Source organism: Celeribacter marinus (assembly GCF_965656515.1).
GTDB lineage: Bacteria > Pseudomonadota > Alphaproteobacteria > Rhodobacterales > Rhodobacteraceae > Celeribacter > Celeribacter marinus_D.
The window spans coordinates 1-14,075 of record NZ_CBFHKW010000066.1 but is presented as its reverse complement, the minus strand read 5'-3'; the positions used below and the strand labels follow the sequence as shown (position 1 = coordinate 14,075).

Below are 14,075 nucleotides of genomic sequence, written 5' to 3'. Positions count from 1 at the left end.
CGCCGCATCCTACGCAAAATCGCCGAAAACGACACCGGCAGCATGGGCGACATCTCAACCCTCGCAGACCCATCCGTCGTCGAGGATTTGATTGGAAATTCGATATACGCAGTATCTACGTAACTGTGGTATAAGTTAGTATCGCTTCCCCATATGGGGTGGCGATATGATCCCCGACCCACAACATACGGGTCGACTGGGAAGGGAGGCAACACAGAGCATGCCGCTCGTGTTGCAGTTAAATGATGACGGCAAGTGGACACAATCCACACCGTGATCGGGGACAAAAGGGAGGACCGCATAATGGCGGACAACTCACAAAACAACGCTTACTGGGCAGCGAACAAACGGATCATCGGCATTAGTCTCGTGATCTGGTTCCTGTGTTCATTCGGTGCAGGCATCCTGTTCCGTCCGATGCTGTCAGGCATCAAAATTGGCGGCACAGACCTCGGGTTTTGGTTTGCACAACAAGGCTCGATCCTGGTGTTTCTTGTGCTGATCTTCACCTACGCAATCAAAATGAACAAGCTCGACAAAGAACACGGCGTCGACGAATAAGGAACCCAGAGAATGGATCAGTTTACCCTCAACCTCATCGTTGTGGGCGCGACTTTTGCGCTCTACATCGGTATCGCGATCTGGGCCCGTGCGGGTTCCACATCTGAATTCTATGCAGCTGGCCGTGGGGTTCACCCCGTCGTCAACGGTATGGCAACTGGCGCTGACTGGATGTCTGCTGCATCATTTATTTCGATGGCCGGTATCATCTCGTTTGGCGGCTACAACACCTCCGCTTACCTGATGGGTTGGACGGGCGGCTACGTGCTTCTCGCTATGCTCATCGCACCTTACCTGCGCAAGTTCGGCAAATTCACGGTGCCCGAGTTCATCGGTGACCGTTTCTATAGCCAAACAGCGCGCACCGTGGCTGTTATCTGTCTCATCGTTGCGTCTTTGACCTACGTGATCGGCCAGATGACGGGTGTTGGCGTTGCGTTCTCGCGCTTCCTCGAAGTGGACAAAACAACGGGTCTTTTGATCGGTGCAACCATCGTGTTTTTCTACGCGGTTATTGGCGGCATGAAGGGCATCACCTACACGCAGGTCGCCCAGTATGTCGTTCTCATCACGGCCTACACGATCCCTGCGATCTTTATCTCGCTCAAGCTTACCGGCAATCCAGTTCCTCCGCTTGGTCTGTTCGCAGATGCCAAATCGACGGGTCTGCCATTGCTTGAGACGCTCAACGGGATGCTCGCGGACCTCGGCTTTGCCGAATACACCAAGCAATCAGATACAACGCTGAACATGTTCTTGTTCACCGTGTCTTTGATGATTGGTACCGCCGGTCTGCCACACGTTATCGTGCGTTTCTTTACGGTTCCAACCGTAGCTGATGCACGTTCGTCCGCAGGTTGGGCCTTGGTCTTTATCGCATTGTTGTACCTCACCGCTCCTGCGGTTGCTGCAATGGCGCGTGTGAACCTGATCGACACGTTCTACCCCAATGGCACAACAAGCGAGGCCATCGCTCTCGAAGCAATCGAGAACGACGAAAACCTTGATTGGGTGCGCAACTGGGAGCAAACAGGTCTCTTGGGGTTTGAGGACAAAAACGGTGACGGCCTCATCCAGTATAATGGATCGGCCGACAACGAGCTGACAGTGAACCGTGACATCATCACGCTTGCCAACCCCGAGATTGCCAACCTTCCCGGTTGGGTGATCGCACTGGTTGCTGCGGGTGGCCTTGCGGCGGCACTCTCGACTGCTGCGGGCTTGCTCATGGCGATTTCGTCAGCGGTCTCTCACGACCTCATCAAATCGCAGATCAACCCATCCATCTCCGAGAAAGGCGAACTCTTGTCCGCTCGTATCGCAATGGGTGTCGCGATCTTGGTTGCAACCTACCTCGGCATGAACCCTCCGGGCTTTGCCGCGCAAACCGTGGCTCTTGCCTTTGGTCTGGCTGCCTCCTCGATCTTCCCTGCGTTGATGATGGGGATCTTCTCCAAGCGCGTGAACAACAAAGGCGCGGTTGCGGGTATGCTTGCAGGTCTTGGTGTGACAGTTGTCTACATCTTCTTGCACAAAGGTTGGTTCTTTATCCCAGGAACAGCATCCTTTGACGACAGCAACCCGTTGCTCTTGTCGATCAAATCGACATCCTTTGGCGCAATCGGTGCGGCAATCAACTTTGCGGTCGCCTATGTGGTCTCCAACGCCACAGACGAGCCGCCCGTTGAAATCCAAGAGCTGGTCGAAAGCATCCGCGTTCCACGTGGTGCCGGCGGCGCTGTTGATCACTAAACAGGATTGGGCTGGCCCTCGGGCCTGCCCGTCCTCATACTGCAGGGCGCGGGGGTCAAACTGGCTTGCGCGCCCTTTTCCTTTTAGTTGTCAGGTGTCGTAATGGACGCAACCCAAAAAATTCTCACCTTCCTCGAAGCGGCACACCCTTATGACGTGTTGCCCCGCGCCGAGCTGGAAGAACTGGCGCAATCCTTCGCCCGCAAGACCTACTCCGAAGGAGAGCCTATTTATGCCCACGGCGACCTACTCGAAGGGCTGTACCTGATCAAAGAGGGTAGCGTCGAGATTACCGATGTGAACGGCGCGCAGGTGTCCCTCTTGCAAAAGTCCAACCACTTTGGCGAACGTGGATTGTTGCGTGACGGTTTAGCCGCAACCACGGCCGTGGCGGCCTCTAAAACCACACTCCTGATTCTCACCCCCAAGGCGTTCAAGGACGAAGTGGCGAAAAGCCCTGCCTTTGCCCGCTATTTCAATCGCGGCCAAGCACGCCCGCAGGCCGCCGCAGGCCTGATGACGCAACACGTCTGCGACCTCATGGCCAAAGATCCCGTGACCTGTCCCATCGATATGACCATTTTGGAATGTGCGCGCCTGATGCGCGACCGCCGTGTGTCGTGCCTTGCTGTGACGGACAACGCCGCCCTCAAGGGTCTGGTGACCGTGCGCGACATGACGAACAAAGTTCTGGCTGAGGGCTTGGATACCGCCCTGCCCGTCTCGACCATCATGACACCCGACCCCATCACGTTGGAGCCATCCGCCCTTGGAACCGATGTGATCCAAACCATGCTCGAGGCCAAAATCGGCCACCTGCCTATCACAGAAGCCGGTCGCCTTGTCGGCATGGTGACGCAAACCGATATCACGGGCTTTTTCGGGTCGTCACAAACCCAAATGATATTTGAACTCACAAAAGCAAAAACCGTGGCCGAAATGGCCGATGTCACCGCACGCTTGCCCACGTTTCTTATGCAGCTTGTCGGCGCACATCTGGCTCATGATGTTGTCACACGTAAAATCACGGATGTTGCCGATATCGTCACGCGCCGCCTTATCAAGATGTACGAGAGCGACTGTGGCGCCGCCCCCGTGCCCTACCTGTGGGCCGCCTGTGGCAGTCAGGGCCGCCAAGAGCAAACGGGCGTCTCCGATCAAGACAATTGCCTCATCATCGACAACGCCGCCACCGACGCCGACATGGCCTATTTCAACGCTATGGCCAAATACGTCTGTGATGGATTGGATGCCTGTGGTTACGTCTATTGCCCCGGCGATATGATGGCGATGGCGGATCGGTGGTGCCAACGTCTGTGCGTTTGGGAAAGCTATTTTGACACATGGATCAACAAGCCCGATAGCGAGGCGCAAATGCTTGCCTCCGTGATGTTCGATCTACGACCGATTGCGGGCGACAACTCGCTCTTCAAGCCGCTTCAGAACAGCGCTCTGCAATCTGCGAAAAAGAACTCGATCTTTGTCGCACATATGATTTCCAATTCGCTCAAACACACGCCGCCCCTTGGGCTGTTGCGCGGGTTTGCCACCATTCGTTCGGGCGAGCAACGCGGACATCTGGACATGAAACATAACGGCGTGGTGCCCCTTGTCGATCTGGGCCGCGTCTATGCCCTCCAAAGCGGGACATCCGCATGCAACACCCGCGCACGCATCGACGCCGCGATAGAGTCGGGGGTCATCTCCGCCTCGGGCGGGGCTGATCTTTTGGCGGCCTATGACACCATTGCCACGGCCCGCCTTGAACATCAGGCGGAACAAGTGCGCGGTGGAGACGCGCCCGACAACTACCTTAGCCCCTCGGCCATTCCCGCCTTTGAGCGCTCCCATTTGCGCGACGCCTTTGTCATCGTGCGCACCATGCAATCCTCGCTCGGCTCATCATCCGCGCGCAGCTAAAAGAAGGGTCCAAACCCCATGCTCCTCGAATTCATCGCCGTTATCGCCCTCGGGGGCGGCACCGCCGGCATCGTTATGCTGATCCAAAAGCTCACACGCGGCGCACTGCCACGTTGGTCCACGTCCGCGGCGGCCGGTCTGGCCATGCTCGGCTTTGCGATTTGGAGCGAATACTCGTGGCTTGACCGGACATCTGTGGCCCTCGGTCCCGACCACGTTGTCGTGACATCTGTAGAGCGTCAACAAATCTGGCGGCCGTGGACCTATTTGGTCCCTGTCACTACCCGATTTATCACGGTGGATATGGGCACGACCCAGATCAAAGACCGCATTGTGGCAACTAACCTATACTTGCTCTCAAGATGGCAAAAGGGGGCGGTTGTGCCCGTTGCCTTTGACTGCCAGTTGGGCAGGCGCGCCGATATATTCGCTGGATTTTCGGATGATCTTGCCGCTGATCTGATTGGCGCAAATTGGATTACACTCGAAGAGAACGACCCGATTTTGACACAGGCGTGTACCGCCCTCAACTAAGGCGCGCGCCGCACACCGAGAGACGAAACACATGCATGCTCCAGACCATATCTTGCTTGTCGAGGATGAGGACAACATCGCAATCGCGGTGGAGCTATTGCTTGTACGCGCGGGGTATCATGTCACGCGTGTTGCGACCGGATGTCAGGCGTTGCCAAATGTGCGCGCTTTGATCCCCGCGCTTGTCATTTTGGATGTGACCTTGCCCGAAATGTCGGGCTACGAGATTTGCCAACAGCTGCGCCGCGATCCCGATTTGGGTCGAACACCTGTCATGATCATGTCGGCCCGCACCTCTCCTGCGGAACAGCGAAAGGCAATGGCCATGGGCGCAGACGTCTTTTTGGCGAAACCATTCGCCACCGCTGATCTTATCACCGCCGTGCACCGTCTCTCGAAAGGGACAAACCCATGAACATTGAACACTGGTCCCTGCGTTTGCGCGTCTTTCTCTTTTTCGCATTCCTTGCGGCGGCGGGCATCGGCGCAGTCTGCGCAGGTCTGTATTTTGGCTTTCACCGCCTCGCCATCCCCCAAGCCCTCAATGGATTTGTCTTTGCTGGCGCGATCTCTAGCTTTGCCATTCTTGGCGTGACTGTGTGGATCTGGCTGATGTTTGATGAGAACGTGGCCAAACCGATCCAGCGGCTTTCAGGAGGAATGTTGGCACGCGCCCATGCGAACGTGGAGGATGAACTGGACGCAAGTACAGCTCGCTACCTTGGGGATCTTGCACCCGCCGCCCGCGCCGTTACCCAAAACCTGTCAGCCACACGCAACCAGTTGGCCGAAACCGTGGCCCAAGAGACAACACGTCTGGTTGAGGAAAAGGAAAAACTCTCTGCGTTATGCGCAGATATCCCGCTTGGCGTGGCCCTCGTATCGGGCGCGCACAAGCTGGCGTTCTACAATGGCGCTGCCGCCGAATTGCTCGGAGCCGACCACGCCCCAGGCTTGGATCATTCGGTGTTCGACTACCTGCGAGACGCTCCCATTCGCTCCGCCTACCGCCGCCTGTGCGCAGGCGAAGGCGGTGAGGGCCACGTGATCGCTCTCACAATTGCGACCCGTCATGGCGCACAGACTCTGTCCGCACGTTTGCGTCTCACCCACGCCCCGAGCGAGGGGGACGCCACGCCGCCCTATGTGCTCACCCTTGATGACGTCACCGACGATTTGGCCACGCATGTGACACGAGAGGCGTTGTTGCGCCGCGTGATCAATCGGCTCCGCCCGTCTGTCGCCATGCTCACAACCACGCTCGACGCGCGCGCATCGGATGACACTTTGCGCCATGACGCGCGTCTGGACGGCGCGATGATGTCAGAGCTGAACACGCTCATTGCCGAGTTCCACGATATTGACGCCACTTACGAGAACGCCAAAAGCGATTGGTGGCCGATGGGCACCGTGCGGGGCACCGACCTGTGCGATGCTCTCACCGCGCGCCTTGAGGATGATGGGATCGCGCTATCCGCAGACGTGCCCGATCCCCTTGATCTCACGCTCGACGCGGTGCAGATTATTTCCCTCATCGACCATATCGCGCAACACCTCACTCGTGATGGGGCAAAGGCGCTCTCACTCCTGATCACGCCCGAGGACACAGGCGCTATGATTGCATTAGGATGGTCGGGTGAGCCGCTATCTGTGGATCGTCTGGATGGCTGGATGCGCAGCGAGATTGATGTCGGATTGGCCAACATGACGGGACGCGCGATCCTTGATCTACACGCAACCGAGCTATGGCCGGAACAGGGGCGGGGATCACGGGCAGTACTCAAACTGCCGATCCGCGACGCGCATCGTCGCCATATGACCGCACAAGGTCGCCGCACTGTAGCCTATGATTTCGACCTCCTCGCCAAAACACCGCCCAAGGACGTGATGGACGCGCCGCTATCCGATCTGACCTATGTTGTGTTCGACACCGAAACCACGGGCCTCTTGCCGTCTCAAGGCGATGAGATATGCCAAATTGCCGCGCTGCGTGTCGTCAACAATAAGATCATTCACGGCGAGGTCCTTGATCGCTTGGTCAACCCCGGTCGCGACATCCCCGCCGCGTCTACCGCCGTGCATCATATCACCAACGCAATGGTCAAAGATGCCCCCGCAATTGGTGTCGTCGGCAAGCAACTCCATTCCTTTTCGCGCGGTGCAGTTCTTGTCGCTCACAACGCACCATTTGATCTAGAATTCCTGCGCCGTCACGAGGTCGACATCGGCGCAAAATTCACCAATCCCGTTCTTGATACCGTACTACTGTCTGCTGTGGTGTTTGGCCAAAGTCAGGATCATACACTTGACGCCATTTGCGATCGTCTAGGCGTGCGCATTGCGCCCGAGGCGCGCCACACCGCCATGGGAGACACGCTCGCCACAGCTGATGTGTTCATCAAAATGGTGCGCATGGCGCAAGAAAGAGGGATCAATACCTTTGGCGAGATGCTTGTCCAGATGCGCAAACACAAACGCCTGCTCCAAGATGCCAATGACCACTTGTAACGCCGCCTACACCAAAGAGCGTATTGACCCAACTGCGCCGCGATGATCGTAAAACGGCACATGCGCGGGGGGGAGCGGCGCGCGGAGCAACGCCTCCACCTCGCGTAGTGCAATCCGTGTCACGGACGGCATATCAAACGTCCGCGCGGCCTCAAGCGTCACCCATTGCAAATGGGATAGCTCATCCTCGGCCCGACTAAAATCGTCCATATCACTCGAAACAAGCGACGCATCAGCGAGGAAAAACCGTGCATCAAACCGGCGGGGACGATTGGGTGGCGTAATAGCGCGAAACACAAACGAAAGCCCTGTGACATCCTCAATCACCAAACCGGTTTCCTCGCGCAACTCACGCAGTGCCGCCACAGGCAGGGCATGCGCCAACGCAGGATCAACCTCATGTGCCAATCGCGCCTGACACACCGCAGACATAGCACCGCGCAACGGCGTGTCAAAATCGGCGGCATCCACCGCCCCACCGGGGAACACAAATTTTCCAGGCATAAACACGGCACCATGACCGCGTTGCCCAAGCAGGACGCGCGGCGCATCCAGCCCGCTTTTGCGGATCACAATCACCGTTGCGGCGTCTTTGATCGGAAGCTCACTCATAGGGCAAGCCTAGCGCGCTCTTACGGTTCGCGAAAGGCCTCGCGCGATTTGTAGAGCGGTTTAAGAAGATATTGCAAAAACGTCTTTGAGCCTGTGTGCAATTCCACCTGTGCACGCATACCTGGACGGATTTCGATGTTCTTTTGACGGTCTGTAAGCCCGCCCAAATCAACGGTTGCCGTCACACGGTAATAGGGTTCGGCCTTTGGATCGCGCTCGTCCTTGAACGTGTCGGCAGACACAACTTTGACCGTGCCTTTGAGCGCACCGTAGATCGTATAATCATAAGCCGACAGCTTAATCGTCGCGGCCTGACCCGGCTCGACATGCGCGATATCTTCGGGGCGAACTCTGGCCTCGATAAACAACTCTTCGTCGATGGGGATGATCTGAACCAAGTCCTCACCGGGACGAATGACGCCGCCAATGGTTGTCACGGTCAACTCGTTGATGATCCCGCGCATGGGTGAGGTAATCACGGTGCGGCCCAACTGATCTTGCGCCAATGTCAGCCCCTGTTTGACAGAGGCTATCTCGCGCAACGTATCGGAATATTCCTCAGCCCGCTTCAACTCCGCTTGGCTCACCGTCTCGTTGTATTTCGCCTGTGCGTCCGAATGCGCCTTGCGCGCGCGGGTCACCTCGATCAACGCCACAACGTTTTTGGTGAGCATATCCTCCATCAAGGAACGCTCGGCCTCAGCCTGTGTCAACACCGCCAATGCACCATCTTTACGCGCCAGATAGTCGGCAGTGCGCGCCTTCAAAAGAGCGCGTTCCGACGCCAAAACCCGCTCGGCCCGTCCCGCCAAATCATCGGGCACCTCAAACGAATCTGCGCCCTCTAGCTCAGCCTCAAGGCGTAACTGACGCACGCTTAGCGCATCCAACTGCTCTTGGAGGTCATCGGTCGAAGTGCGAAATTCGGTTCCTTGCAGACGGGCCAATATCTGTCCCTGCTCAACCGTTTGCCCCTCACGCACAAGCATCTCCGACAAAATGCCGCCCTCAAGGTTCTGCACAATCTGCGGGCGCGACGATGAAATCATTTCACCATCAGAGCGGACAATCTCATCGACGGTCGCAATCGAGGCCCAAAGGATAAACACCAAAACAACCAAGCCCGCGATGCGGATCACCCAACCCGGCTTGTCGAGATCTTTTTCAAGGACGTTATCCAGCGTAACCATCAGCTTGCGCCCCCTTGGGCCTTGGCAAGATGAGCCGTCACCTGATCGCGCGGGCCATCAACGATCATTCGACCGTCTTTAAAAACCATCACGCGGTCCGTCAGCTCAACAATCGGCATCCGGTGGGTCGCGATTACCGCCGTGCGTTGATCCAGCCATGTGGACACCCGCTTGATCAACTTGGTCTCAAGCGCTTGATCAAGGGCCGCAGTCGGCTCATCAAGCAAGCATACACTGGGATCTTGAAGCCATAAACGCGCCCAACCTATTGACTGGCGCTGTCCGACCGAAAGCCCCTCGCCTCCGTCGCGAATTTCGAGATCAAGGCCACGATGATGGCTACGCACAAACGCGCCAAGCCCCGCGAAATCGAGCGCGCAATACAACCGGTCATCGCCGTGCGGCAAACCACCAAGCGATAGGTTATCACGCAGTGTCCCCGCGAACAAACGCACGTCCTGACCAAGATACCCGACATTGCGCCGTACATCTCGAGCATCAATCTGGTTCATCTCCGCGCCATCAAGCATCACACGGCCTTGGCTTGGCGAATACAACCCTGCAAGCACCTTGAGAAAGGTCGATTTGCCCGATCCGTTGGCCCCAAGCAGAGCAATCTTTTGACCCGCCTTCACATCCAGTCCGGGAATGTCGAGGCTCGGCGCGCCGTCCGCCTCATAGCGAAACTGAACCTCGCGCAATGCAAAGTCGCCCGCGATATGCTCGCGGCGCAAATAGCTCCGTGTCGGGTCGCTCTCTTGTGGCGCATCCGCAATCGCATCCAAACCGTTTAGCGCCGTTTTGACATTGCTCCACCGTGCTAGCGTGCCTGACAATTGTGCCAAGGGCGCAAGAGTCCGCGAGGTCAAAATGCCCGTGGCAATGATCGTCCCAACCGTAAACTCGCCCGCAAAGACAAGATATGTTCCCGCCACAACGGCCGCCACATAGGTCAATTGCTGAACGGCTTGCGCCCAGAACGTCAACAGGCCTGCCAGCTTGCGTTGCTCCGATGATTTCACCGATGACAACAGGTTCAACTCGTCCCAAACCCGTTTGATCCGATCCTCACCGCGCTGCGATTTGATCGTGTCCAGTTCGAACACCGCCTCATGGAGCAACCGAGACGCCTGCGCCGATGCACCTTGCGTCTCTTTGGTGAGTTTCATCATCCGTTTTTGGAAAAAATACCCCGGTACGATCATCAACACCGCACCCGCCATCAACAAAAAGACGACAGGTCCGGCGATTGACGCCACGAGCGCGAAAAACAAAAAGATGAACGGAATATCGGCAACTGTCCCAATCGTGGTCGAGGTGAAAAACTCACGCACCGACCCAAATTCGCGCATGGCCGAAAACAACCCCGAGGACGTGGTGGGGCGCGCATCCGAACGCATCCCCAAAATACGGTCCATCAAAAGCGATTGTACCTTGGTTTCGATCTGACGCCCCGACCCATCCATAAGGCGTGAACGCGCCAGCTTTAGAACGGCCTCAAGCGCAATCGCCACACCCGCCCCAAGCGCCAAAACCCAAAGCGTCGATTGGCTTTGATGCGGGATCACACGGTCGTAAACCTGTAGCGAGAACAACGCGACAGCAACGGCAAGCATGTTGGCGACAAGCGACCCAAGAGCGATTTCACCGATCTGGCGTTTGTAGTCTTTGAACTGACCCCAAAACCAATGCGCACTCTCAAGGTTCGGCACATAAGAGCGCGATAGCGCATCAAGTGTCTTTCCCGCACGCACAAGCGTGCCCGAAAAATACGGCGCAAATTCCGTCTCCAACACTTCGGCCGTGTGATCAGGCGCAGAGCGGTCGTGAATTTTGAGCACGCCGTTATCTTGCCCAAGAACCAAAACGATGTGACCCGATGTCATATACGCCAGTGCGGGCCACAGCCGTGGCTTTAGCGTTGTCACCGTTGCAACCTGTGAATCCAGTCCCACGTCTTTTAACGCGCGCGCCAGTGTGGCTGGGGCAATATCACCCGATTGCGGTCCGAAACTATCAATCACATCAGAGACCGTGGCCAACACGCCGAACCGTGAGGCCAAAAGCGTGACAAGCTCCGCGCGCTGCACCGTCTGCTTTGAGATCGCGGGTGCGACAGGCATAACCGTTGTCGTTGGCGACACTACAGGCTCGGGACGAGTTTGTGGCTGAGCTGGTGCGGCCATCTGAGGCGGGGCAACGGGTTGAGGCGCGGGCTGTAGCGCAACCTCGGGGGCGCGCGGCGCGGGTGCCTCCACAACAGGCTGATCGACTGTGACCGCTTGTTGCGCCCGCGCTTGCATGCGTGCCTTTGCCTCGGCTTTGACGGTTGCAGCGTCCTTCTTGAGCGGCTCCCCCCCATCGGTGGCGGCGCGTGCACGGGCCAATCGCTGGGTTTTCGCGGCCTCACGCGCACGGCGCTCTTCGGCCTGCTCGCGTGCAAGATGCTCTTCGCGCTCCTTGGCGTCTTTGGCGGACTTTGCCGCCATCGCCCGCACCGCTTTGGCGGCGGCACGTTTCTTGTCGAGGTGCGGATCAACGATCTCAACCTCGGGGATCACCGCCACAGGCACGGCTTTTGGCCGCCCACCCAAATGGACTGTCATTGGTCCGACTTTGGCATTCGGGGCTTTGGCTTTGTTTGACACGTCTTTGGGCGCCACAGGGCGCGCCGACGTAATCTTGAATGCCAATTTGCTACCCCGGCTCAAATCTCTGCTCCGTTCGCCAATACACCAGCCAAACGGGCCGCTTCCAATTGCGTTTGCACGATCTCGTATTTGACATCGATGTGTTTCAACTCGTCGCGCACCATCTGCTCATAGACGCTCAACACATCCATCACCGTCTTTTTTCCGGCCTCGAACTGGTCTTGGAACAGGCGGTAATTTGCACGTGATTGCTGTACCAGATCGGCGGCGTCCCGCTCTTTGCGGCTCAAGGCCTGTAGGGTGCTGTCCAATCTCGAACGCTGACGTGCTGCGGTCTCTTGCGCGCGACCGACAAGGGCGAGAGCCGCCCCCTCGCGTGCTTTGCTCGCCTCCATTTCGGCGCGCGTGCCCAAACCAAGGCCACTGCCCTCATAGTCCAATGCAGCCGAGCTATTTTTACCGATCAATCCCGTCGCAGACAAAGTGGGCAATAAGGACGCGCGCTCCACATGGGCCTCGGCAGAGGCACGTTTGGCCTCAGCCCTTGCGCGCACCACATCCAATGTCTCAAGAGACGAGGACGCCAACTTAATCCCAATTGCGGCGCTCAATTCAGGCACAGAATGGCCCGACATCATAGAGCGCAATTCAGAAATCGCGCTGTCACGCGCCTCGCGGTGGGTCGCTGCCTCGTGCTCCATCTCGGAGATTTTGGAGTGCACCACACGCTCGTCAGCAAGACTGGACAGCCCCCCGCGCACGCGCTCGCCCACCACACGGTTGAACTCCCGCATCCGTCCCAGACCACTTTCCGCCATCGTCGTTTTTTCGCGCGCCTCAGCGGCGATGACCAGTAATTCCAACCCCGAATGAACGCGATCGTTTTCATCCTGAGCCAAGACAACCGCCGCCACTTCGACATCGGCGGCTGCAAATTCGCGCTCGGCCTTTTTCTTGCCGTTATCGTACAACACCTGATTGACCAACAACCCGGCCGCGAATTCACCTAGTGACGTCAACGAGATGGAGGGGCCAATCGTGGGAAGCCAGTTTTTATCACGCGACACAGACCGCATTTTGGCCGCACGCAACTCTGCCTGCGCCACACCTGACGAGGTTTCAAGCAGCGTCGACGCCAACGTGTCATAGGGCGAGCCTGCGTCCAACACACTGCGCCGTGAAATCAGACCCGAAATGATCTCGGACCCGCTATCAGAATTGGCCGCCGCGAGTTGCGGCGCGCCCGTCACCATCGGGGCCGGAGCCGCCATTTGGTCACGCACAAACGCCACAGGTTTGACATCGGAAAGTTTGGACATCAAAGGCGCATCCATACATCCAGACAGAGCAGTGGTTGCCCCGATCAAGATATAAACTGAAAGACCCTTGCGCATGACACCCTCACTCAACATCCGCGTGAACTGACCCCGAAAAGACACAAGAGGTCCTTACGGGAGCACCACTTCGATATCGTGATCTACCAGAACCTGACCCTCGTCGCCCAATGTGTAGACATCGTAGGTCGCACCATCGATTTGCGTCGATTGGCCTGTGTTCGTCGCCCCCTCAAGGATCACACGGTCGTCTTCGCCGCCATGAATGGTGATCGCACCATCCACGCCCGCCAAACGATCCATATCAGCGGCATTGAGCGTGACCTGACCACCGTTGACGAACTGAAGATCAATCGCGCCAAGCTCGAACCCGTCAAGGCCGGTATTGTCGAGATCAACATCGAACATCGCGCCATCAGGGCGTTCATTGGTGGTGTCGAGTACAAACAGAGTGTCGGATTGGTTGCCCGCTGTGTCCTCAGAGGACAATACGATTTGCGACCCGTTCGGGATCTTGTTGCCAAAGACCATCATAGTCTCGCTGCCGACCTCAATGTCGGTTGCGGCCACTTCGGTAACTTGGCCCGCATCCGTGACAGAAAAGACGGAGACATCATCCGCCGTAGCGTCGATTGAAACAGACCGTACACCGGTGGTGTCGCGCATAACCGCCTCGACCACGGGTTCGGTGCCGATGGTATCAATCTCGATCTGTGTCATCTCGGACAAGGTATTGTTGTATTTGTCGATGGCTTCGATTTTCACGTCTGCGAACCGTTCACCGCCCGCAATCACACCGTCCCCAAACGTCACGGTCCAGTCGCCGTTGCTGTCCACTTTCGCTTGTTGGCGCACGCCGTCGACGGTGACAAAGACGCGCGATCCAGCTTCGACTTCGCCCGTTAGAATCAGACCGCCGTCCATTTCCGCGCCGTTAAATACGCCATCCGCGCCCGCAACATTGGCGTCCATACCAAGCTCGTTCACGATTGTGTCGTAGCTCAACGTGTCGG

The 14,075-nt window shown here is 57.4% G+C and carries 10 protein-coding genes and 1 pseudogene; 6 read left to right on the top strand and 5 right to left on the bottom strand.

From position 1 onward, the window contains the following. The first annotated feature begins 303 nt into the window (after positions 1 to 303). From ACTG34_RS12100 to ACTG34_RS12075, 6 genes are all read left to right on the top strand, one after another. A complete protein-coding gene (locus tag ACTG34_RS12100; RefSeq protein ID WP_062219984.1) occupies positions 304 to 561 on the top strand; it encodes a DUF4212 domain-containing protein in 258 nt (85 codons plus the stop codon). A gap of 12 nt (positions 562 to 573) precedes the next feature. Next, positions 574 to 2,313: a sodium:solute symporter family protein gene (locus ACTG34_RS12095; RefSeq protein WP_439105146.1), complete on the top strand. Its 1,740-nt coding sequence runs from the start codon at positions 574 to 576 to the stop codon at positions 2,311 to 2,313. A gap of 102 nt (positions 2,314 to 2,415) precedes the next feature. Continuing rightward, positions 2,416 to 4,233, top strand: a complete 1,818-nt coding sequence (locus ACTG34_RS12090) for a putative nucleotidyltransferase substrate binding domain-containing protein (RefSeq protein WP_439105145.1) — start codon at positions 2,416 to 2,418, stop codon at positions 4,231 to 4,233. Positions 4,234 to 4,251: 18 nt separating this feature from the next. Beyond that, positions 4,252 to 4,767, top strand: a complete 516-nt coding sequence (locus tag ACTG34_RS12085; protein WP_439105144.1) for a hypothetical protein — start codon at positions 4,252 to 4,254, stop codon at positions 4,765 to 4,767. 31 nt (positions 4,768 to 4,798) lie between these two features. After that, positions 4,799 to 5,182 carry a response regulator transcription factor gene (locus ACTG34_RS12080; protein WP_439105143.1) on the top strand — a complete coding sequence of 128 codons (384 nt, stop codon included), beginning with the start codon at positions 4,799 to 4,801 and terminating at the stop codon, positions 5,180 to 5,182. Beyond that, positions 5,179 to 7,275 (top strand): exonuclease domain-containing protein, encoded by a 2,097-nt coding sequence (locus ACTG34_RS12075; RefSeq protein ID WP_439105142.1) that lies wholly within the window; start codon positions 5,179 to 5,181, stop codon positions 7,273 to 7,275. The genes ACTG34_RS12080 and ACTG34_RS12075 overlap by 4 nt, the downstream gene beginning before the upstream one ends. A 6-nt stretch (positions 7,276 to 7,281) precedes the next feature. Here the strand turns inward: ACTG34_RS12075 and ACTG34_RS12070 are convergent, their stop codons facing one another. The 5 genes and pseudogenes from ACTG34_RS12070 to ACTG34_RS12050 all read right to left on the bottom strand — a co-directional run. Continuing rightward, positions 7,282 to 7,887, bottom strand: a complete 606-nt coding sequence (locus ACTG34_RS12070; RefSeq protein ID WP_439105141.1) for an NUDIX hydrolase — start codon at positions 7,885 to 7,887, stop codon at positions 7,282 to 7,284. A 20-nt stretch (positions 7,888 to 7,907) separates the two neighbouring features. Continuing rightward, on the bottom strand, positions 7,908 to 9,077 hold the full coding sequence (locus ACTG34_RS12065) for an HlyD family type I secretion periplasmic adaptor subunit (protein ID WP_439105140.1): 1,170 nt from the start codon (positions 9,075 to 9,077) through the stop codon (positions 7,908 to 7,910). Then, complete coding sequence (locus ACTG34_RS12060) at positions 9,077 to 11,380, bottom strand: ATP-binding cassette domain-containing protein (protein WP_074906447.1); 2,304 nt, start codon at positions 11,378 to 11,380, stop codon at positions 9,077 to 9,079. Before ACTG34_RS12060 ends, ACTG34_RS12065 begins: the two co-directional genes overlap by 1 nt. A 404-nt stretch (positions 11,381 to 11,784) precedes the next feature. Further along, positions 11,785 to 13,047, bottom strand: a complete 1,263-nt coding sequence (locus ACTG34_RS12055) for a TolC family protein (RefSeq protein WP_439105139.1) — start codon at positions 13,045 to 13,047, stop codon at positions 11,785 to 11,787. A 129-nt stretch (positions 13,048 to 13,176) separates the two neighbouring features. Beyond that, a pseudogene (locus ACTG34_RS12050) lies at positions 13,177 to 14,075 on the bottom strand (hypothetical protein); the annotation flags it as partial.

Bases quoted from the DNA above. Each gene is read 5' to 3' on its own strand.
- ACTG34_RS12100 (WP_062219984.1), top strand. From the start codon at position 304: ATGGCGGACAACTCACAAAACAACGCTTACTGGGCAGCGAACAAACGG.
- ACTG34_RS12095 (WP_439105146.1), top strand. From the start codon at position 574: ATGGATCAGTTTACCCTCAACCTCATCGTTGTGGGCGCGACTTTTGCG.
- ACTG34_RS12090 (WP_439105145.1), top strand. From the start codon at position 2,416: ATGGACGCAACCCAAAAAATTCTCACCTTCCTCGAAGCGGCACACCCT.
- ACTG34_RS12085 (WP_439105144.1), top strand. From the start codon at position 4,252: ATGCTCCTCGAATTCATCGCCGTTATCGCCCTCGGGGGCGGCACCGCC.
- ACTG34_RS12080 (WP_439105143.1), top strand. From the start codon at position 4,799: ATGCATGCTCCAGACCATATCTTGCTTGTCGAGGATGAGGACAACATC.
- ACTG34_RS12075 (WP_439105142.1), top strand. From the start codon at position 5,179: ATGAACATTGAACACTGGTCCCTGCGTTTGCGCGTCTTTCTCTTTTTC.
- ACTG34_RS12070 (WP_439105141.1), bottom strand. From the start codon at position 7,887: ATGAGTGAGCTTCCGATCAAAGACGCCGCAACGGTGATTGTGATCCGC.
- ACTG34_RS12065 (WP_439105140.1), bottom strand. From the start codon at position 9,077: ATGGTTACGCTGGATAACGTCCTTGAAAAAGATCTCGACAAGCCGGGT.
- ACTG34_RS12060 (WP_074906447.1), bottom strand. From the start codon at position 11,380: ATGCAAGCGCGGGCGCAACAAGCGGTCACAGTCGATCAGCCTGTTGTG.
- ACTG34_RS12055 (WP_439105139.1), bottom strand. From the start codon at position 13,047: ATGTCCAAACTTTCCGATGTCAAACCTGTGGCGTTTGTGCGTGACCAA.